Source organism: Methanosarcina sp. DH1, from assembly GCF_020804205.1.
Taxonomy (GTDB): domain Archaea; phylum Halobacteriota; class Methanosarcinia; order Methanosarcinales; family Methanosarcinaceae; genus Methanosarcina; species Methanosarcina vacuolata.
In genome coordinates, this window is the sequence record NZ_WJBJ01000021.1 from 133,849 (window position 1) to 155,009 (window position 21,161).

17 protein-coding genes are annotated in these 21,161 nt (G+C 41.9%); 10 read left to right on the forward strand and 7 right to left on the reverse strand.

What is annotated here, in order from left to right:
* Positions 1-49 precede the first annotated feature (49 nt).
* The 7 genes from FXW07_RS11825 to FXW07_RS11855 all read left to right on the forward strand — a co-directional run bounded on the left by FXW07_RS11825 (position 50) and on the right by FXW07_RS11855 (position 7,054).
* Positions 50-1,099 (forward strand): ABC transporter permease, encoded by a 1,050-nt coding sequence (locus FXW07_RS11825; protein ID WP_346655655.1) that lies wholly within the window; start codon positions 50-52, stop codon positions 1,097-1,099.
* Position 1,100: 1 nt separating this feature from the next.
* Positions 1,101-2,087, forward strand: coding sequence for a hypothetical protein (locus FXW07_RS11830; RefSeq protein ID WP_229395611.1), 987 nt, complete (start codon positions 1,101-1,103; stop codon positions 2,085-2,087).
* An 820-nt stretch (positions 2,088-2,907) separates the two neighbouring features.
* A complete protein-coding gene (locus FXW07_RS11835) occupies positions 2,908-3,402 on the forward strand; it encodes a hypothetical protein (protein ID WP_229395612.1) in 495 nt (164 codons plus the stop codon).
* A gap of 20 nt (positions 3,403-3,422) precedes the next feature.
* A complete protein-coding gene (locus FXW07_RS11840) occupies positions 3,423-4,106 on the forward strand; it encodes a hypothetical protein (RefSeq protein ID WP_229395613.1) in 684 nt (227 codons plus the stop codon).
* Positions 4,087-4,710, forward strand: coding sequence for a hypothetical protein (locus FXW07_RS11845; RefSeq protein WP_229395664.1), 624 nt, complete (start codon positions 4,087-4,089; stop codon positions 4,708-4,710). The genes FXW07_RS11840 and FXW07_RS11845 overlap by 20 nt, the downstream gene beginning before the upstream one ends.
* A 264-nt stretch (positions 4,711-4,974) precedes the next feature.
* Positions 4,975-6,276 (forward strand): hypothetical protein, encoded by a 1,302-nt coding sequence (locus FXW07_RS11850; protein ID WP_229395614.1) that lies wholly within the window; start codon positions 4,975-4,977, stop codon positions 6,274-6,276.
* A 319-nt stretch (positions 6,277-6,595) separates the two neighbouring features.
* Complete coding sequence (locus FXW07_RS11855) at positions 6,596-7,054, forward strand: 30S ribosomal protein S15 (RefSeq protein WP_048118374.1); 459 nt, start codon at positions 6,596-6,598, stop codon at positions 7,052-7,054.
* Between the two features lie 160 nt (positions 7,055-7,214).
* Here FXW07_RS11855 and FXW07_RS11860 read toward each other — a convergent pair whose 3' ends face one another.
* The 5 genes from FXW07_RS11860 to nadC form a co-directional block, all read right to left on the reverse strand.
* Positions 7,215-7,997 (reverse strand): ABC transporter ATP-binding protein, encoded by a 783-nt coding sequence (locus tag FXW07_RS11860; RefSeq protein WP_229395615.1) that lies wholly within the window; start codon positions 7,995-7,997, stop codon positions 7,215-7,217.
* Positions 7,994-9,064 (reverse strand): iron ABC transporter permease, encoded by a 1,071-nt coding sequence (locus FXW07_RS11865; protein ID WP_048118380.1) that lies wholly within the window; start codon positions 9,062-9,064, stop codon positions 7,994-7,996. The genes FXW07_RS11860 and FXW07_RS11865 overlap by 4 nt, the downstream gene beginning before the upstream one ends.
* Positions 9,065-9,082: 18 nt before the next feature.
* Complete coding sequence (locus FXW07_RS11870) at positions 9,083-10,294, reverse strand: iron ABC transporter substrate-binding protein (RefSeq protein ID WP_229395616.1); 1,212 nt, start codon at positions 10,292-10,294, stop codon at positions 9,083-9,085.
* 650 nt (positions 10,295-10,944) lie between these two features.
* The gene (locus tag FXW07_RS11875) at positions 10,945-12,150 is read right to left on the reverse strand and encodes an iron ABC transporter substrate-binding protein (protein ID WP_229395617.1); all 1,206 of its coding nucleotides are present in this window, start codon (positions 12,148-12,150) and stop codon (positions 10,945-10,947) included.
* Between the two features lie 476 nt (positions 12,151-12,626).
* A complete protein-coding gene (gene nadC, locus FXW07_RS11880; RefSeq protein ID WP_229395618.1) occupies positions 12,627-13,451 on the reverse strand; it encodes a carboxylating nicotinate-nucleotide diphosphorylase in 825 nt (274 codons plus the stop codon).
* A gap of 244 nt (positions 13,452-13,695) precedes the next feature.
* Here nadC and FXW07_RS11885 point away from each other — a divergent pair, with 244 nt between their 5' ends.
* A complete protein-coding gene (locus tag FXW07_RS11885; protein ID WP_229395619.1) occupies positions 13,696-14,511 on the forward strand; it encodes an aspartate dehydrogenase in 816 nt (271 codons plus the stop codon).
* Positions 14,512-15,011: 500 nt separating this feature from the next.
* On the forward strand, positions 15,012-15,926 hold the full coding sequence (gene nadA, locus FXW07_RS11890) for a quinolinate synthase NadA (protein ID WP_229395620.1): 915 nt from the start codon (positions 15,012-15,014) through the stop codon (positions 15,924-15,926).
* 161 nt (positions 15,927-16,087) lie between these two features.
* On the opposite strand, the gene FXW07_RS11895 is transcribed toward nadA, so the two are convergent.
* Positions 16,088-17,719: a PGF-pre-PGF domain-containing protein gene (locus FXW07_RS11895; RefSeq protein WP_229395621.1), complete on the reverse strand. Its 1,632-nt coding sequence runs from the start codon at positions 17,717-17,719 to the stop codon at positions 16,088-16,090.
* Positions 17,720-18,920: 1,201 nt separating this feature from the next.
* On the opposite strand from FXW07_RS11895, the gene FXW07_RS11900 reads away from it, so the two are divergent.
* Complete coding sequence (locus FXW07_RS11900) at positions 18,921-19,790, forward strand: geranylgeranylglycerol-phosphate geranylgeranyltransferase (RefSeq protein WP_229395622.1); 870 nt, start codon at positions 18,921-18,923, stop codon at positions 19,788-19,790.
* Between the two features lie 54 nt (positions 19,791-19,844).
* Here FXW07_RS11900 and FXW07_RS11905 read toward each other — a convergent pair whose 3' ends face one another.
* Positions 19,845-21,077 (reverse strand): methionine adenosyltransferase, encoded by a 1,233-nt coding sequence (locus tag FXW07_RS11905; protein WP_229395623.1) that lies wholly within the window; start codon positions 21,075-21,077, stop codon positions 19,845-19,847.
* Positions 21,078-21,161: the final 84 nt, after the last annotated feature.

The following is a 21,161-nucleotide window of genomic DNA, read 5'->3' on the forward strand; positions in this document are numbered from 1 at the left end:
AAAAACTGAGCTAAGGGATTCATTAATAGTAGCGAAAAAATAATTCAAAATACTTTCCCGAAAAAAGGCGCTCATAATTCCTCTGGTTTTATTCCCTATAATCATGATAGTCTTTTTTGGCTATGGTATGGGTGGAACAGTCAAAAATGCTCCCATCCTTATAGTCAATGATGATACAGGCAGAGTCTCAAATTCCCTTGTTCAGGAAATCGGAAGCTATACTGGCAAATACGATGGAAATCCAATGTTTTCGGTGACCTACACTAAGGATATGTCGCAATCAGAGGCTGAGAGTAAAATAGACGCTGGAATGTATAAAGGCGTTCTGCTTATTCCTCCTGATTATAGTGATAGCATAGTCAAAAATGAGAGTACAAACTTGACGCTTCTGACTGACACATCAGACACTACCACAAGTAGCACAATTATCAACTTTATGAAACAGTTGCTGGCGAAAACAGGGTCAGTCTCTTTAAACATTCCCAATGTTTACGGTAATCTGGAATATCTGGACTTCCTCATACCAGGTGTTATAGCTCTTACAGTGTTTATGGGTTCTGTAGCAACCACGGGTTCTGCAATTGCAGGAGAAAAAGAAGATGGTACACTTATTCGTATGCTGATGACGCCTATTAGTAAGAGATCTGTAATTCTCGGGAAGACGATATATCAGCTAATATTGCAATTAGGCAGAGCAGTTATCTTGATACTTGCAGCATATATTCTATTGGGATTCAATATGAATGGTAGCTGGCTTCTGATTTCACTGGTGCTTATTGTTTTCACTCTCGGTGGCGTAGGGATGGGGATAGTCATGTCTTCAAGAGTAGAAGATATGGAATCTTTCTTTCAATTAAACATGCTGGTTACTATGCCATCCATGTTTGTCACAGGTGTGTTTTTTCCCTTGAGTTCGGTTCCTGACTGGATGCGTTATATAGCTTATTGCTTGCCTCTGACTTATGCAATCGATGCTATGCGTACTATTATGATCAAGGGTCAGGGTTTGAACGCTATATCTAACGATTTGATGATACTCTCTTTGTTTGCAGTTGTTACTTTTACTTTAGGTGTCCATCTATTCAGGAGGGAAGCATAAAATGAAAAAAATGATAATAATCTCTCTTCTATTGACTGCTATGATATCATGCGCAGCAGGCGCTTCTAATACCTCGAATAATTATAATATTCCCCAAAGCTTTGATCTTGGGAAAAATTACTATACTGTATATGGTAGCCCTGATCTTAACGCTAATATTATTGGGAGTAATGAGTTTGATAGAGATCAAACGGCTACTTTGAATATTAATGTGATGAACAAAGGCAAATTATTAGGATTCAAGAATGATAAAACTCCTTATGATTCAGATGAAATCTATGCTGCCCAAACCGAAATGAAACTTGAAAGCGGTATAGTGGACGCTACAAACGTAGTAGTCTCTCTTTCAACAGATCCAGACAGTCCGATTGAGGTCAAGTCAGTTAGCCAGGAAATCGGCTCCATAAAAAGCGGAGAAAATTCACTGGCACCAGCGAAATTTGATATAAAAATCGATAAAAAAGCAAGGGCTGGGGAATACAACCTTTACCTGAATCTTTCCTACGATTACCAGAAAAACGTGCAAATTATGAATCCGGATGTAACCGCTCAGACCTATGACGCGAATCGCTGGTATGGAATAATGGATCAGAATCTGACATTAAAGATTAAGGTGAATGATCAGGCTGATTTTGAGATTGTAAACACTACAGGCAGTCTTTCTCCAGGTGGGGAGAATATGATTGATATAACTATTAAAAACACAGGTGAAGAAGAGGCAAAAAACGTTAAAGCGATAATTAATCCAGCTGATCCTCTGAGCACAACCGATAGTGCGGCATTCCTATCCACTATAGCACCTGGCAGCACGGCTGTTGCAAAGATTAAAATTAAAGCAGATAGCGAAGCTGTGCCCAAAGAATATGGAATTGACACTGTATTAAAATACGAAACTCCAGAAGGTGACATTAAGTATACCGACATCCTTCAGGCTCCGGTAGAAGTCAAGGAAGCTGGATTCTTCGAGAAACTTTTTGGATGGATTTAATAAAAGATAGTCCTCAGGACTACTCTTACAATTTGAGTGAATTGTTTTAAACTCCAGTTGAGGGTTTTTGCTTAGTTCTTCACTTGATTGAACACACAAGAACTCCAACTTTCTTATTTTTAATTTTAATTCTGTATTGCAGAATATCAAAAACTGCCAAAATTGCCTGAACCAAAATTGTCTGAACCAAAATTGCCTGAAACTAGAGGAAACTGGCTCTTCGTCACTCTCTATGGATAAATATAATTTTCACTTCAAGACCCATTGGTTTTTATGAGAATATTATGAGAATATCCACACAAACCAACGAAAAGCCTAAAAACTTTTCAAGTAAAATCTAGCTATTTTTTAGATAAAAAGGAGGATTGGCAGGCCGATAAGGAGGATCTTGTGGAGTGTTTATTATTTACATTTGGGGAAATTAAAGGAGGAAATAAAGGAGGAAAATTTCTTTGTGTAACAGTAGATCAGTCGACCCGCCAGATTTACATAGGACAAATAGTATAAAAAACTATTGATAATTATTATTCAGTAACTATCTTACTGATTACTTCATATCTAATGCTATGGTTACTGCCAATTATTGAGCTATTTTAATGTTGCAGGAATTAATTTTTGCAGTCTCAGAGGTTCCTATTTGTTAGTCGTATAAAGTAATTATTAATCGTGTAGAGTAATTGTTAATCGTATACAGTAATTGTTAATCCTATACAGTAATAAATTTTTTATACTCTGCCCTACTAAGTTCATTATTCACATCATTCAAAGTTTTCCGTATTTTGGGTTAGGAGGATAATTTACGGTCAATCAAGATCCATTTTTGACTCGTTCGATTGAAACTGACGAATCCGCAGTTGTTTCGCTTCCTTTCAGGCTGACAGTCTCAGGCATCCTTTTTGCTGTGATTTTACTCCTCTCCTTCGGTTATCTTTATGATTTTCTGGACGAAGCAAAGGAAAAAACAGCTCTGGATGAGATTTCAAGGCTTACGGCTGCTGCCGAACAGCTCTCCTTGCGTGGGGAAGGAAGTGAAGTTTCCCTGGAGCTCAGGCTGCCTGAAGGCGTAAGTGTGGATTTTGGGGCTCTTCCTGGCAGGCAGGACAAATGGCCTGCGGATGCTAACGATTACTGCGTCCACACAGGAGAGAAAAACACTTTCTATTATTCGTGTGCCTCTTTCTCAAACCCTGAACTTAACGGTCCCGTATTCCTTGGTTCAGGCAGGCACAGGCTCTCGCTCTCAACAAAACTCGAACCAAAATTCGGAAGGCTATTCGTGATTATTTCCGAGAATATCACTCTTAATAAAATTTAATATATAGGAGAAGATCTGCTGTGAGGGATTTTGCTCGCGATGACTCTGCATGGGCCGATTTCTTGATTTCAAAAGCGGCTCTAATTCTTGCAAGCGTTATCCTTTTTGCGGCACTTTTTAATTTGATTGCAAGTTTCAAGGGGCTTGAAACCCAGGAAAAGCTTGATTTTCTTGCTCTGGGCTTTAAAACTGCAGTAGATGAGGTCGGATCAGGCAATTCAGGATCAGATGATTCAGGATCGGGCAATTCCCAGGCCGAAAATCAACAGGGATTTCAGGAGAAATTTCAGAGCGGGTCTCAAGATGAATTTCGTGAATCTTCCTATTGTTTCAGTGAACAGGAAATTTTTAGGGATTTGCCTTTTGCGGGAGATATAAAAGTACGGATTTCTGGAGAATATGTCTGTCTGGAAGCCCAGTCCGGAGAACGGAGTTTCAGGGCTGTAAAGCCCTTCGCCTTCAGGGTTTTACCTTTTAACGAATCTATACTGCACGAAAAACTCAGTGAGGAATTTGGAGCTCCAGGCAACGAGGAAACTCCTCTTACAGCCGATTATTCTGAAATTAGGGCTTTTCTCCAGGTATTGGGGGCCGAAGAAGCAGTCCTGAACCCGGATGAAAATATTTCATTAAAGAAAGAATTCATTTATACGAAAGATGAGGAGGGGGTCTCTGCTTTTGGCTGTGTCCTTGTTTATCAATGACTCCCTGTTTACCGGTAATCTTCTCGAAGTTATACTCAAAAAGCGGCTCACAGCTACAGCTCGGCTCGAAGCTGCCTTAAAACCTGTGAAAAAAACATGTGCGTTAATGTCCAGGGACGAAAGTGGGGTGCTTGAACCTCATACCGATCTACTCTCCGTAGCCCTTGCAGTGATAGGTTTTATGGTTTTCGCAGCCCTGATGTCACAGACCTACCTCGGATACGAAGACCGTTCATTTGCTCTTGAAAATTACGAGATCGCATCTTTTATTGCTGAAAACCTGGCAGATTCTCCTGCTCTGGAAGCGGAAAGCACAGGCTTGCTTTCGGCAGCTTCACTTGACACATTTTCGGGCCCGAATGGAGCTAACGAAAGAGAAAGGCTTTTTGCAGCTTTTTCCAGGAATTACCGATTTCTGGTTGAAGTCCGGACAGGAGACGGCCAGTGGCACTGGCAGATCAAACCAGATGATGCCGAGCCTGATGCTTTTGCCGACGGCCTGGAAAAAGTTGCAGCCTCTGTGCCCGTTGTTATCGAACTGAATCCTGCCGAATCGGTCCCCGGAACCCTTACTGTGGTGATTTATAAGACAGAATGGAACTGAAAAAGGGAGTCAGCAAATGAGAAAAGCTGGAGAGAAGTTAGAAAAATTGCATCGAAATTAAAGAGCCGGAGATAAGTTAAAAAATTACATCGAAATTAAAAAGCCATATAAAAATTTGAAAAGGTACATGGAAATTGAAGAATCGAATGGAAGGTCGAAAAAACGCGTGAAAACTCAAAAAGCTGGATGGAAATTAGAGTGAACCTGAAAATGAGAAATCTGGCATGAAAATGAGAGAAATTGCATGAAAATGAGAGAAATTACATGAAAGAGAAGATAACCGGAGAGCCCATAAAGAGAAGCGGGGAATTAAGAATAAGAGAGCAGAATAAAGTAAGATATCCAATAGTTCCTGAAATCCCCTGGCAATTCCCAAAGAAAAAAGGCAAGATGACTGCGGAATGTTCAGGTTATTTCACGGTTTTTGATGCCCTTTTTTTGCTTGTCCTGATTTCACTTGCAGGTATCTTGCTAATACCTTCCATGCAGGCAGAAAAACAATATTATGCAGCCGGATATGTCACTTCTTCGGAACTTGACGTTTATCTGCTTGAGTCACTGCTTTCCTGTAAACTTGAGAATTTCGAATACGAGATTTCCCCTCTTGGAGCTCTTAATATATCAATACCTGAAAACTCAGTTGTGGAAAATTCTTCTCACGCCCTCTTCGGGAAAGAGCAGAAACACAGGACGTTTGCTGACCTGGTTGCGGAATATCTTTCCCTTTCCCTTGCGATCTCGAATAATGACTCTTTAGTTTTCCTGAATCCTCTTGCTGCAGACTATTCTTCCAGAAACAAGGAGTTCATTTCAGCATATATAGATCAGAAAGCCGCGGGAAGGTTTTCCTACAGGTTTGAGGCTTACTGGCATCCTGTGGAAGCTTTTCCTGTACAAAGCGAGCTTATTATTGGTGAAGAACCTCCTGCAAATGCAATCCGACAAAGTACAAAGCTTTCCATGCCCCTTTATTCCAACCCTCCTTCAAAAGCTGTTCTGCTTGCTTCTGTTAATGACTCAGTACTTGAAGCTTCTCTGAACTCTTCAGATGAAGAAGCCAGCAAGATACTCTTCCAGGCTTTTAATGATTCACTTGACGCAGCAGCCCTCGAAGGTGCAGAGGTACTTACCGAGCTGCTCTTTCCATCGGATTATTTTGGGGCGGGGTTTGGGGAAGAAAATGATGAATCTTTCCAGACCCTTATCTATGGAGTTTCTGAAAATCCTGTAGAGAGAAAGTCCGGAGAAGAAGCTTTTGCGGTATATTTTTTGGATTTACTTGAAGCCGGGTTCCCAATTAATTCCGAGGCTTTTTCTGAAAATGCATCAACAGCCGAGTTATCTTTACTTGAAGGCATGACGACAGAGTATATAAAAAGTGAAATCCGGAGCGAGCTTGAAGGTGAATTCTCAGATGAGGTCAACGAAACGGTTTATTCCGTTCTTGAAGCTGAAAACCTTTCCGAAGCCCGAGCCCTTCGCGATGCGCATGTCGAGTCTGTTTATAGGCAGATAAATCCGGGTGGGGCGCGAATAGTTTTGAGCTTCTGGAACTCTAATTCATGAACCTGGATATAGAATCTGAATATATACTCAGATAAAATGTGCTTATGGAAAGCGTTTACCACTGAAACTTCTCGATCTGAACGGAGACAGACGCTTCCCTGCCCAACACAAAATATATATGTTATGGTGCGTTCTCTAGTGATGTTTTTACCGAAAAACTTACGCTTTTCCAGGAATTCCTGAAAAGCCACGCAGCAGTTTGCTGTGGCGGATTAAATCTCCCGATCGATGTGTTGGTCCGTTATAGTCGGTAAAGATATAACTTCAGCCCGAAGGGTCCTCTTCAGGGCATCGATCAATTGATATCAGGAGAATTATTATGGCAAAAATGCATACCAAAAGAAAAGGCAAGTCTGCTTCCACCAGGCCAATCAGAACCGAGCCGCCTGAGTGGTGCAAGATCAGCGCAGAAGAAGTTACTACAATCACTCTTGACCTCTGGAAACAGGGTGTCTCTACTTCCGAAATCGGGATGACTTTAAGGGACCGTTACGGGGTTCCTGATGCCAAGCTTGTCACAGGTAAGAAGATCACAGCCATTCTTAAGGAGAACAATGCTCTTCCAAACGTTCCGGAAGACCTTACCAATCTGATTGTGAAAGCCCTGAGGCTCAGGAAGCACCTTTCTGTTAACAAGAAAGACGTCCACAACAAGCGTGCCCTTAACCTTACTGAATCCAAGATCAGAAGGCTTGTTAAGTACTACCAGCAGGAAAAGGTACTTCCGAGAGACTGGTTCTACAAACCTGAAACTGCAGAAATGATGATTACCAGGTAAAAACCTGGAAATCTTTCTCTGGTCGGTTTTGCCTCTCTGGCAAACCGCACCGCTATTTTAAAATCTACTTTTACTTTTTTCTCTGACCTTATTCTTTCGGACTACTTTTGAAATTGTTATATACCCAGTCTTGAGAGAATTCCTTACTTGCTGCTGGTTTTTACAGGTTATGTACAAGTGCTACTTCAGGGCTTCCAGGAACCACACAGCGCATACCTGCAATCTCCCCGATAATTACAGGCAAGCCATACACTTCCTCGATCACCTTAGGTGTAATTACCTCGGCGCCCCCTTGCGCGTGGACTTTCCCCCCCTTCATGAAAATAAACCGGTCTGCGTACCTGAGGGCCTGGTTAAGGTCGTGCATTGTCATTATGGCTGCAATTCTGTGCTCAAGGACAATCTGCCTGATAATGGCCAGAATCTCAACCTGATTTTTCATATCAAGGCTGCTTGTAGGTTCGTCAAGGAGGAGGACTTTTGGCTCCTGTACGAGTGAACGTGCAATTGCAACCTTCTGGAGCTCCCCGCCGCTCATTTCATCGATATATGAAAGGCGGAGTTTTTCCATGGAAAGTAACTTGAAGACAGAATCGACTATTTGAAGGTCTTTTACGGTAACGTCCCACTTGATATGGGGCCGCCTTCCAAGCAGGACTGCATCAAAAGCTGTCAGCCTTCCGGTTTCTACCCGCTGGGGGACATACCCAACAAGGCGCGCGATCTCCATTGTTCCAAGGTCAAAAATGTTATTTCCATCAAGATGAACTGTTCCTCCTTTTGGGCGGAGAATTTTGTTAAGACATTTTAAAAGTGTAGTCTTACCAACCCCATTGGGCCCAAGGATTGCTACAATTTCTCCTTCCTCGATGGAAAAAGCTATTTCATGGAGAATTTTACGGTTGCGATACAAAAATTCAAGTTCCTCTACTGAAAGTATCATCGTTTGTACCCCTTAAGAAGTAAGTATATGAAAACCGGTGCTCCCATGAAAGCAGTAAGAATAGATACGGGAAGCACATATGGTGATATTATGAGCCTTGCCGCAGTGTCTGATGCCAGAAGCAGGATTCCTCCAAACAGAGTAGAGCCAGGTATCAGGTAACGCTGGTCATCCCCTATGACCCTTCTGACCATATGAGGACAGACCAGCCCTATAAACCCTATAACCCCAAGAAATGCAACAATCACTGCAGAAACCAGGGCTGCGATTACCATGCCTACTAACCTTGTCCTTTCCACATTGACACCGAGACCCTTTGCGGTCTCATCGCCTGCATCTATGGCATTGTAGTTCCAGCAATTGGCAACGAAAAATATAACTGCAAGCAGCACAACGCCAGCCATTATCTCAAGTTCCGTCCAGGTTACTCTTCCGACATCGCCAAAAGTCCAGAAAACGACTGCTGCAAGCTGGGTATCGTCAGCAAAGTACTGGAGGAATGCCGTGCCTGCGGTAAAGAGGGAAGAAAGCGCAACTCCTGCAAGTACCATTACCTCGGGCGAAGCCCCCCTTATACTCGAGATTAGCAGGATCACTCCTGTCGCAAGAAGGCAAAAGAAAAGAGCTACCGTTGTTGTCAGGTAAGGGTTGTTGATTGTCACAGCATTTGCAACTGTGGACTGCATTTTTCCGGTGCCGAGGACCACAACAGACACTGCAGCTCCGAAAGCACCGGCATTTGAAATTCCAAGCGTGAAAGGAGATGCAATGGGATTACGCAGTATAGACTGCATTGCAACCCCTGCAACCGAGAGCCCGGCTCCTGCAACTATTGCAGCCAGAGCTTGAGGGAGCCGGATGTTCCAGATAATTAAATCCCATTTTGTAGAAACGCTGTGTCCCGTTATGGTTTGCAGCACTTCATTAGGTGGTATTGTCACTTCTCCTACCGAGATCGAGTAAATAAGCATAATGAAGAGGAACAGAAGCCCCCCCATTAGCCAGAAGTATTTTCTGCGTATGTACACAAGATAATCTTCTGGAACTGCTCCTTTGGCAAAATGCACCTTTTTATACCCTCCATCTTATTGCAGAATTTGTTTAAAGCCCATATTGCTGTAATTTCCGTTCAGATCTGAAAATACAGGTTTACCAACGAAGAAAGTGTATATTTCGTCAGCTTTTGCTTCCGGATCGATATCTTCAAACCTGTCCGGGTAGAGCACTTTTCCGATAAAATAAGCGTCTGCAAGTACGGACTCATAGTTGGTGCTGTAGAAATTATAAGGGATTACTCCATAGACTTTTTTATTTTTCACAGCCGAGAGTCCTGCAAGGGATGTATCATTCTTCAGTTCTCCAATTGCACCTTCGTTACCAAGCTGCAGGGTACCAACATCGACAAATATATACTCGGGATCCCAGTCTATGAGTGCCTCCTTAGCAATATCCGCATGCTCTGTGCCCATTCCGGCTGCGACATTCTTTGCATTCACCCAGAGGAACGGCGCGTAAGCAGGTTCTGTAGCGATTATTCCATGAGCTCCAGCCATACCGACCCCGCCAATATAGGCAGTTTTTCTTTCAGATTCCGGAATGTCGGCAGTCCTGTTTTCAAGATCCTGCATCGTAGCATTGATATAATTGATTACTTCCTCTGCTCTTTCCTGTTTGCCTACTGCCTTACCCATTATCCTCAGAGAGCTGTACACTTCGGCTTTCTGTGTCTCATTATTCAAAGACCCGTAAGGGAATGAGACCACAGGGATACCGGTTTTGTCCTGAAGGACTTCGGCTTCAGTGGCAGTAGGTGCTGCTGCCTGTCCAATCATACTGGCTTTCAGGATAACCTGAGGGTTAACTTCAATGATTTTCTCAGGGTCGTCTTTACCCCTGGCCTCTCCAATCAGAGGATAGTTTTTGAGCTGGGGATTCGCATATACATAAGGGCGACCATCGTTTTTGTTTTCCTTTTTTTCCATGCTGTCAACCCCTACTACGTCATCTTGAGCCTGCAGGTATACGAGGTAACGCAGGCATCCGGCTCCTGAGCAAACAACCCTGGTGACATTTTCAGGTATGGTGACTTCCCTGCCAAACCCATCCGTGAGTGTAAACGCTCCAGATTCTGCTGCCTTGTCGGCACCTGAAACTCCGGAAGCTTCTGCTGAAGCCGATCCGTTCTGATCCTTATCAGATGAGGACTTATCTGCACATCCTGAAGCCACTACCAGGGCAGCAATGAGCAATCCTATAAAAATAATTTTATATATGTTATTACTATAATTAAACTTCATGTTACATCCCTTTATGATCAAAGAGTAAAAGTATTACATAAAATTAACGAAATTCTCTTAATTTAATATCCAATCTAACTAATTTTTTGAAAATAATGAGCTATTGTGATTTTTTAAGCCAGATAAGTATAAACTTATGGTGTAACTTTAACCGACTTGCTTTTAACTATTAAAAATGAAAAACTATGATGCTGGCTGTTTTTTGGCAGAACAATTACTTTAAAATGTTAACTCCGTGAAAAATTAATTCAATGAAATCAGAACTAAAGAGTAGACTAAAATTAAAAAAATAAGATAAAAATACAACAAAATAAAATAAAAAATCAAAGTTGCGCTGGCGCACCCCGCTGCAAGCAACGGGGTATGTTCGCGCCACCGCTCGAAATTCCGTCAAAGGAAATAGTAACCCTAAACGGTTTAGTTTGAGCAGAAGTTAACAACCGAAAAATGGAATTGATAATTATATAGTCATCAACGGTTACCGGGGAAGTTTCCATCCCCGCAGCAAGCTAGCGGGGTATTCGACTGAAATAATTTAGCAATATCTAAAAATTGTATAAAGTAATTTTTGAGCAGACTCCGATACTAAAAATTACTTCATGTAATCTTTCGAAACTATCGATTGGTAAAACGAATTTTTTATACCTCAATCATAGTGGAATCGATTTGAACCCAAGGTTGTCGTACTGTCCATTAAGTTCAGAGAATACAGGTTTACCAAGGAAGAAGGTATAAATTTCGTCGGCTTTTGCTTCCGGATCGATATCTTCAAACCTGTCCGGATAGAGCACTTTTCCTACAAAATAAGCGTTTGCAAGCACAGACTCATAATTGGTGCTGTAGTAGTTGTATGGAATCACTCCATAGACCTTTTTATTCTTTACAGCCGAGAGTCCTGAGAGAGACGTATCATTCTTAAGCTCTCCAATTGCTCCTTCGTTACCAACCTGGAGAGTGCCGATATCGATAAATATGTACTCTGGGTCCCAGTCTACAAGTGCTTCTTTGGCAATATCCGCATGCTCTGCACCCATTCCGGCTGCAACATTATTTGCATTCACCCAGAGGAATGGTGGATAAGCAGGTTCCGTTGAGATTATCCCATGGGCTCCAGCCATACTCACACCACCAATATAGGCAGTCTTTCTTTCGGATTCCGGAATGTCGGCAGTCCTGTTTTCCAGGTCTTGCATCGTAGCATTGATATAATTGATTACTTCCTCTGCTCTTTCCTGTTTGCCTACTACCTGACCCATTATCCGGAGTGAATTGTACATTTCGGCTTTCTGCTCCTCGTTCTTTAAAGAGCCGTAAGGGAACATGACAACAGGAATGCCAGTTTTATTCTGAAGCGTATCGGCATCAGCCCCATTGGTTGCTGCCGACTGGCCGCTTGTTCCGGTTTTCAGAACGACCTGGGGGCTGATGGCAATTATCTTTTCAGGATCATCTTTGCCTCTGAATTCTCCAATAAGGGGATAATCTTTGAGCTGCGGGTTTGCAAGAGCATAGGGACGACCTTCAAACGCGCTTTCCTCTTTCTCTAAGCTATCAACTCCTACTACATCGTCCTGAGCCTGCAGGTATACAAGATAACGCAGGCATCCGGCTCCCGAGCAAACAACCCGTTCCACACTTTCAGGTATGGTAACTTCCCTGCCAAATCCGTCCGTGAGTGTCAACTCTCCAGATTCTGCTGCCTTATCAGCGTCCGAAACTCCTGAAGTTTCTGATGGAGACGATCCATTATCACTAGATGTGGATTTGTTCGCGCACCCTGAAGTCACTATAAGGGCAGCAATGAGTATTCCAATTAAAATAACTTTAGATACTTTGTTACTATAATTAAATTTCATGTTACTTTCCTCTAAGTTCAGAAAGTAAAAGTATTACATAAAATTAACTAAATTTTCTTAATTGTTATTAAATTTCAATAAATCCACTAAAATGATGAGTTATTGTGACATTCAAAGCAGAGTGACATTTAAAGCAGCGTGACATTTAAAGCAGCTGAAGATAAACTTACGATGTAACCTGAACCAGCTTTCTTTTAATGAATGAAAATAAGAACTGTGATAGTGGCTGTTTTCTGGGGAATTAACACCTGCAAAAGGTTAGCCCCGTTAAAACTGATAAGGTAAAACGGAGCTAAAAATAGGATAAAACTAAAAATTAACACAAAAACTATTTTTATATTTGTTTTTATATTTATTATTTAATAATTGTCTTGGAAATTTAGTTATTAGTAACATATTTCCTCTGAATCGCCATATGTTGATGAGAAGCTATCAAAAATTATGCTCAATAATTAAATTGTCATGACAATAGCTTATTATTTTACGATTTCCAGGCTCATATCTATCCATCTTGATTTATGGATAAGGGAGCCCATAGAGATGACATCTACTCCTGTTTTTGCATAACTTTCAAGGTTTTCCTGGGAAATTCCTCCGGATGCCTCCACAATAACTGAGTCTCTAAGCCCTTTTCTGTTAAGTGTTTGGAGGGTTTTTTGGATAGCTTCAGGCTTCATATTGTCCAGCATTATGATATCAACTCCCAGCTCTGCAGCGAGCACAGCGTTTTCTACAGACTCTACCTCGACTTCTATTTTCCGGGTGAAGCTGGTTTTTTTTGCGGCCTCAATTGCGGCTTCTATTCCCATTAGTTTGACATGGTTATCCTTAATCATAACCGAGTCAGAGAGGTTAAACCTGTGAGTGTCTCCTCCGCCCGCAGCTACAGCCAGCTTTTCGAACTTTCTTAAACCGGGAGTGGTTTTTCTGGTGCAGGCTACTCTTGTAGTCACGGAATACTTCCTTACCGTATCCACGCATGCCCGGGTAAGAGTGGCAATCCCGCTAAGGTGCCCGAGGAAATTAAGGGCCAATCTCTCTGCCCTGAGAATGGATACTGCTCCTCCCTTTACCCTGAAAATGATCTCCCCTTCTTTTAGGCGATCACCGTCTTTAAGAGTGGTTTCAGCCTGAATTCCAAGATAGCAAAAAATTGATTCGGCTTCTTTAATCCCCGCAACAGTACAGTCTTCCTTTGTGAAAATAATAGCTTCTGCAGGTTTGTCAGGTACAATGGTGCAAGAGACATCATCGTATCCCAGATCTTCTTCTATAAAGCTTTCAACCTCTTTGATAAGCATGATTTTTACCCTGCTATTTTATGTTGGACGGATTTATAAGAGGTACGGGCGTTTTGATTTTTCCTCCCATTAATCTTACTAATCTCACTAATCTTACTAATCTCACTAATCTCAATAGTCTCAATAATCTCAACAGAAGGCTTTAAAAGAAGGAAAGAAATAGAGTAACCCGGCCCTCAGGCTTTTAAAGCCGGGTACTAAAATCTAAAGATCAAGGTTTATTGATCATTTACAGGAGCCTGAAATGCTGAAAATAGGAGTTATTGGTTGCGGATTTATTGGTGGACAGATTTGCAAGGCTATTGACAAAGGAGTTATTAACGCGGAGTTGTATGCTATCTCCGACTCTTCTAAGAGCAAAGTTCTGGAACTTACAGCCTCCCTGAAAAGGTACAGTCCTGCTTCAATGACGATTGAGGAACTACTGCAAAATGTAGACTTTGTTATAGAAAGTGCCTCTCAAAAAGCTGTCAGGTTAATAGTACCGCAAGCTCTTGAAGCTGGGCGTGATGTCATGGTTATGAGTGTAGGCGCTTTTGCGGACGAAGAACTCAGAGAAAGGCTCTTCAAACTTGCAGAGCAGAATAACTGCAAACTTTATTTCCCTTCAGGCGCCGTTGCTGGTATCGATGGAATAAACTCTGCCTCAGCCGCGGAAATATCATCAGTTACCCTTACTACCAGAAAACCGCCTATGGGCCTTGTAGGGGCTCCCCATGTTGAAGCTCTGGGAATCAAGCTTGAAACAATCGAAAAAGAAACCCTGCTTTTTGAAGGGACTGCCTCGGAAGCAGTTAAAGCCTTTCCAGCAAATGTCAATGTTGCAGCCACAATAAGCCTGGCAGGCATAGGTTTTGAACGGACAAAAGTAAGAGTAATCGCTGACCCTACTCTGTCCAGAAATGTACATGAGATAACTGTAGAAGGCGAATTCGGGAAACTTTCCACAAGAGTCGAAAACCTTCCCTCCCCGGAAAATCCGAAAACCAGTTACCTTGCAGCCCTTTCTGCAATTTCCACCCTGAAAAAGATCCTGAGCCCGGTCCAGATCGGAACCTGAATTAATAACGAAACACTTAAAGTTAGTATACTGCACTATTTTACTCACACAGTAAATAATGCAATATCTTACTGGTTCATTAAGCGAAAGAGCAGAGATTTTTACTTCTAAATTAGTCCACTTGAGCGCAAGCGTGGTGCCTCCTAACGATACCAGCCAGGTCGTCCGACCAGGTCGTTTTCGCTCAAGCCTTTTTTGAAAAGGCTCGTGAGCAAGCAGTTTTTTCAAAAGGGTTACAAGAATCAGGTGCAACTCGGAAGCTCACAAATATTATTCACAAATATTATATAGTGCGGGAGAGTTAAGCACGTAAGCTCTCAGGAGCAAATGGCATGTGTGCAAAAAGAGCGCACGGAATGGAATTTTCGTCGTTGCACTTCTTTTTACGTTCATTCGCCTGTTAAAACCTTATATTTGAACTGGTTATTTTAAGCTTGATCTTCAATCTCATATCCGGATCCCTATTTCCGGACTTTATTCCAAAAACTTATGGTGGTCCCATGCAGCAAGCAGAGCTAATAAAAAGGATCAAAGAACTCAAAATAAAACGAAATGCAGTTATTCTTGCTCATTACTATTCCCGTCCTGAGGTTCAGGATATTGCAGATTTTGTAGGAGACTCACTTGGCCTTAGCCAGGAGGCTGTCCGCCAGACTGCTGATGTCATTGTTTTTTGCGGTGTCCATTTTATGGGAGAAAGCGCTGCAATTCTCTGTCCTGATAAAACGGTCCTCCTCCCCGAAATTGATGCCACCTGCCCTATGGCAGAAATGGTGGATATTGAAGGTCTCAGGAGAGAAAAAGAAAAACATCCTGATGCAGTGGTGGTCTGCTATGTTAATAGCTCGGCTGCCATTAAAGCCGAGTCTTACATCTGCTGTACGTCTGCAAATGCCGTAGAGGTGGTAAACTCCCTGGAAGCTGACGAGGTTATTTTTGTGCCTGATAAAAACCTGGCTGCCTATGTAGAAGCCAGGACTGACAAAAAAATTATTCCATGGGAGGGGCACTGTCCAACGCACCACCAGATCCTGAGAGAGGATGTCCTCAAAATGAAGGAAAAACATCCTGAAGCTAAGTTTATTGCACATCCCGAATGCCGCCCCGAAGTTCTGGATCTTGCAGACCATATAGCAAGCACGAGAGGGATGATAATGTATGCAAAAAACTCTCCTGCAAAAGAGTTCATTATAGGTACGGAATGCGGACTCCTTCATGGGCTACATAAGGCAGCTCCCGAAAAGAAACACTACTGCATATCGGAATTTGCCTGTTGCCCGAGCATGAAAATGGTTAATCTTGAAAAAGTCCTGGTCTCTCTTGAAAAAGTCCAGCACATAGTCACTGTCCCGTACGATGTGAGGATCAAAGCAAAAGAAGCACTTGATCGAATGCTCGCGGTAAAAATTCGATAAACATCAGGTGTTTTAAACTTGCATGTGAGATTCACTTAATTTTAATGATATGAAAAATAGTAAGAAGCAGGTGAGAAGAGAATCTCACATACTTCATTTCTCACATACTTCATTTCTCACATACTTCATTTCTCACATATTTCATCTAACGTACATTTTTCTCAGATCTTTTTCTTAAATATGCCATATCCAACAAGCAGCATGAAAAGCGGTAAGGAAATTGCCATAAGTATCCTGGCTGCTCCCATTGGATTCTTTATCATACTGCTCTCATTTCCTGCACTTCCGTAAAGAACTGCTCTTCCTTCGGTTCCCAGGTTTCTAAGGGTTTCCTGTATTTTTCCTGCCCCACTGATTTTCATTATATTTTGCCCGGTATATTCCGTAATTGCAAAGAAGGAATATCCAGGAGTTTCCGATTTAAAGTAAATATAATTCTCGTCTTCTCCAACTTTTTCCGTGTAAAGTGGCTGCCAGTTATTATCATATCTTTGAAGAACTACCTGAGCCTCACTTATATTATTATCTTTGATCCATGCCTTCTCAACTTTGAACTCCACAAACCCACTTTTAATGGAAGTAGGCAGCCCTGCTCCACGATCTCCTACCCAGATATTTACATACTTATATGCTGTGCCTTCAGGAGAGGTCGGGACAAGGGTAGATCTGTTTTTAAGTTCTTCTACAACTGTTGTTGTTTTTCTGAACGTCTTTTTCGGGTCAAATTCAATCTTTACGATGCATGTAACATTTTTTGCAAAATTGAATTGGACAGGATAACCACTTATGATACTCTCGGTGGCAAGTTCCCTAACAGCAATATTGTTCGCGGGCTCACTGGAAACAAGAGTCATACCCGAATTGCTAGAAGAATTTGAGTCATCATTTCCGGTATCGGAACTCTCGTTATCTGCACTGGAACTTTCATTATCTGCACTTATAGTATCCGAACTTTCGGTACCTGAACTTTCATTATCTGAACTTGTGTTATCCGAGGTTTGAGTATCCGAACTTGTATCTGAGCTTACGGTATCCGAGTTTTTGGTGTCTGAGTTCCCAGTATCCGAGCTTGTATCTGAGCTTACGGTATCCGAGTTTTTGGTGCCTGAATTTCCACTATCTGAACTTTCGCCTGAGTTTGCGTCACCGGAGTCTGAATTTCCTGTATCTGAACTTTTATTATCTGAAACTGAATCTCCTGTATCCGAACTTTCATTATCGGATCCAGGGTCTGAACTTTCATTATCTGATCCAGGGTCTAAACTTCCATTATCTGAACTTTCATTATCTGATCCAGGGTCTAAACTTCCATTATCTGAACTTTCATTATCTGATCCAGGGTCTAAACTTCCGTTATCAGATCCAGGGTCTAAACTTCCATTATCAGATCCGGAGTCTGAACCTCCATCATTCGGATCAGTGCTTGAATTTCCATTATCTGATCCAGAATCTGAACTTCCATTATCAGATCCAGAGTCTGAACTTCCATTATCAGATCCAGAGTCTGAACTTCCATTATCAGATCCAGAATCTGAACTTCCATTATCGGATACAGAGTCTGAATCCCCTTTGTCTGTGTTTGAGTCTCCGGTATCCGTGTCTGAACTTCCACTGTCTGAGACTGAATCTCCTGAATCTGAACTTCCACTGTCTGAGACTGAATCTCCTGAATCTGAACTTCCACTGTCTGAGACTGAATCTCCTGTATCTGAACTTCCACTATCTGAGACTGAGCTTTCGTTGTCCCCCAGAGCATGTACCATGCCGGGAGCCATTCCGAGGATTATTAGCATTATCAACATTATATAAAATAGTGAATTACAAAAACCGGCTTTCATTTTTTATTTGCCTCCACCCACACGTCTGTAAGCAGAAATGTCTGGTATGCAAGTAAGTTATTGACAAGTAACCATGTAATTTATAGAAACAATATCCAAGGATTTACTTTACAGTTTGTCTCAAAACTCGACTCATTTCTACAATTGGATAATTAAATTATTGACTTTAAATTCATATCGAAAAATATTCTGAAATTCATGTATGCATTTGCCTTGAAGTATAGCACATTATTCTATTTGTAGAATTAAATGTAGTTTTGAGGCAGCTTGTTTCGTAGATTTTTCCCATAAGTTGTTAGTTTAAAGTTGTTAGTTTAAAGTTGTTAGTTTAAAGTTGTTAGTTTAAAGTTGTTAGTTTAAAGTTGTTAGTTTAAAGTTGTTAGTTTAAAGTTGTTAGTCTAAAGTTGTTAGTCTCAGACATTCTTTGTTCAAAGCCAATGTTTTGAACTTAGTAATGGCAGAAGCAAAACATGATTTAAAGGTCAGGAATCACATTGATTACATCTGCCTGTTATTTTGAGGCTGACTAATACTTACTAGCTATCAAAGGGAAGAACAGCAAGAAATAAACTTTGTTTTACTTAATATTATCCTTTCGATAAATATACTCCTAAAATTATGTGACATATCATATGGATTCCATCCCAAAATCAATTTTATTCCCAAATTAATCGGAAATTCGGAACTAATTTCCACGATAAAAAACTCGATTGTTTATTCTGAATACGGATTAAGAGAAGTAATTTTGAGTTTTGGGCCCAGTTCAGTACAATTTGATTCTTCCTATTGAGAAGAGATCAATCAGATCAGACGCCTTGAACCGAAATCGCTGTGCTGCAACCGTTGCGTCGATTTATCACAAACCTTTGCGCCGGTTTATCACGCCGGATAGGGTTTGGGAGCAAGAGTTCCAAACTCAAATGTTACCAGGGGTTTTTACTTAAGCCTTTTTTCAACAGGGTCGCAGTTAAGCCTTTTATTAAAAAAGTCATAACCACTTCCGCCGCGTAACCCAAAACAAAACATGAATAAATCATTCCTCTGAGCGAACGAAGTGAGCAAAAAGGGCACTATCCTTCCGAGAAGGGGCTCGGGTGACGGAACTCGGGCGAGAAAATCCGATACCTTTAATACTTTATAATACTGCTTTGTTGTGATGTCTGCAGGCGTACGCACATATCTGGAGATTATGAGATACGAAAACTGCTTCATGGCAAGTTTTGCAGCCGTAATCGGAACATTGATAGCTTTTAATATCCTGACCTCTAATGCTTCCAGTTCTTATAGCCCTGAAAAATTTCCTTTCTTTTTATCAGGCCTTGTATTCCTGGTCGTATTTTTGATTTCAGGCGCAGGAAATACCATTAATGACTATTTTGATGTCAGGATAGACTCAATCAATCGCCCTGATAGGCCTATTCCATCAGGCAGGATGAATTTAAAAGAAGCCCTTTATTTCTCTTATGTCCTGTTTGCCCTCGGGACACTTCTGGCTTTCTCAATCAACCCAATTTGCGGGGTTATTGCCTTATTTAATTCGCTAATGTTAATTTTCTACGCAAAAACCCTCAAAGGTACCCCTCTTTTTGGAAACCTGAGTATAGGCTACCTTACCGGCTCTACTTTTTTATTTGGAGCCTCGGTTTTTGGACTTGAAGGACTTAAAGCCCTTTTTGTGCTATTCCTGCTTGCAGCCCTTGCGATTACTGCCCGGGAAATTGTAAAGGATATTGAGGATATGGAGGGCGATAAAATGGAAGGGGCAGATACTTTACCTCTTCGGGTCGGAGCAAAAAAAGCAAGCTACCTTGCAGTGCTTATAGGGTTTCTGGCCGTAGTTTTTAGCCCTCTTCCTTACCTTCTGTCGGTACTTGGCCTGCGTTATCTTTACCTTGTCCTTCTGGCAGACCTTGGGTTTCTTGCAGCTATCTACCAGCTTCTTGCTTGCAACAATCCTACCAAATCTTCTAAAATGTTCAAGATCGCAATGTTCTTTGCGCTCATTGCTTTTATTGCCGGGGTATAAATTTTTCCGGATCAAACTTTTCCCGGATAATACTTTTCCCGGATCAAACTTTTCTCAGCATACAGGGCATTTTCCTGCAACAAGTTCCATGGAGAAGGCCTGTATATTCTCAAGCTCTTTTTCCATTACCTCAGCCACTTCCTTTTCTACCTCGCTCGCAGATCCCTTCTTCATAACGAGCTGGGCAGTTGCAATCTGAGGCTGGTCGATTGGAGTTCCAATTTCACTCAAAAGCCAGACATAAACTTCGGAGATATCAGGCACCTCACTGTAGATCCGCGCTGCAATCCTGTGGGAAAGAAGATTGTAAACCTTTCCTGTATGGCTTACAGGATTTTTACCTGCGGCAGCTTCACTGCTAACAGGACGATTTAGCGGGATTATTCCGTTTACGCGGTTTCCACGCCCTACCTGCCCACCATCTGCATCTTCCGCAGAAGTGCCGGTTACCGTAGTATAAATTCCCAGCAGCCCCCTACCCGGAATGTCCAGAGTATTAAGGGAAACTGTTGGTTTCAGACACATGCAGCCCTCAAATTCAGCCCTTGCTTTTTCTGCAAACCCGGCAGTAAATTCCTCAATCCGGTCGTGCAACTCAATTTTCTTCTTAAAGTACGCTTCTTCCGATTCAATAAACCTATCCACAAGCGGCATTGCAACAGTCAGGTGCATATCTTCCCTGTGTCTGAGCCCCATAACTTTTACGTCTTCTCCTGATTCCGGATATTCCTTTTTGAACTTTCTTGAGTTCAGGAATCTCTCGCATTCGAAAACAAGTTTCTCAGTGGGGCTTAGAGGAGCATATCCAACTGCTGCAGAAGTGTCATTTGCCCCGAGGATCTCTTTTCCCCTGCTAAAGATGTCCGTAAGTTCTGCAGAACCTCTTTTTAGCTCGATCTGGTAAATGAGATTTTCAGGGTCGACAAAGCGGAGATTATCCTGGAGCCATTGCTGCGCCGTACTGACCGCAAGCTCGGGAACATCGATTTCTACCCCCTGCGCTTCAAAAGTAGCCCTGTCCCCGATGATAAGTCTCATAGGGCTTACAACTCTGCCTCCTCCCAATTTTCCTTCCACTTCCCCTGCAACGAGCATGCCTTTGTCTATATTGTAGTGCAGGATACTCCCGAAAGTCTCAAGGTACTTCTGGCTCAACTTTACCGAAATTTGTTCCATTATGGCATCACATATATAGTCCGGATGCCCCAGCCCTTTTCTTTCAACAACTTCAACTCTCTGGCGGTAAACTTCAGATGCTTTTAATTCGTCTATAACTATATTTCTCAAACTCTTTCCCCCCAAACGAACATGATATCCTTTGAACAAGATGCACAACCAATGAAAGTGCTTGCAGATGGCAGCATTTTCATG

Coding starts and splice junctions, on each gene's coding strand:
- FXW07_RS11830 (WP_229395611.1), top strand. CDS start 1,101: ATGAAAAAAATGATAATAATCTCTCTTCTATTGACTGCTATGATATCA.
- FXW07_RS11850 (WP_229395614.1), top strand. CDS start 4,975: ATGAAAGAGAAGATAACCGGAGAGCCCATAAAGAGAAGCGGGGAATTA.
- FXW07_RS11855 (WP_048118374.1), top strand. CDS start 6,596: ATGGCAAAAATGCATACCAAAAGAAAAGGCAAGTCTGCTTCCACCAGG.
- FXW07_RS11860 (WP_229395615.1), bottom strand. CDS start 7,997: ATGATACTTTCAGTAGAGGAACTTGAATTTTTGTATCGCAACCGTAAA.
- FXW07_RS11870 (WP_229395616.1), bottom strand. CDS start 10,294: ATGAAGTTTAATTATAGTAATAACATATATAAAATTATTTTTATAGGA.
- FXW07_RS11875 (WP_229395617.1), bottom strand. CDS start 12,150: ATGAAATTTAATTATAGTAACAAAGTATCTAAAGTTATTTTAATTGGA.
- nadC (WP_229395618.1), bottom strand. CDS start 13,451: ATGCTTATCAAAGAGGTTGAAAGCTTTATAGAAGAAGATCTGGGATAC.
- FXW07_RS11885 (WP_229395619.1), top strand. CDS start 13,696: ATGCTGAAAATAGGAGTTATTGGTTGCGGATTTATTGGTGGACAGATT.
- nadA (WP_229395620.1), top strand. CDS start 15,012: ATGCAGCAAGCAGAGCTAATAAAAAGGATCAAAGAACTCAAAATAAAA.
- FXW07_RS11895 (WP_229395621.1), bottom strand. CDS start 17,719: ATGCTAATAATCCTCGGAATGGCTCCCGGCATGGTACATGCTCTGGGG.
- FXW07_RS11900 (WP_229395622.1), top strand. CDS start 18,921: ATGTCTGCAGGCGTACGCACATATCTGGAGATTATGAGATACGAAAAC.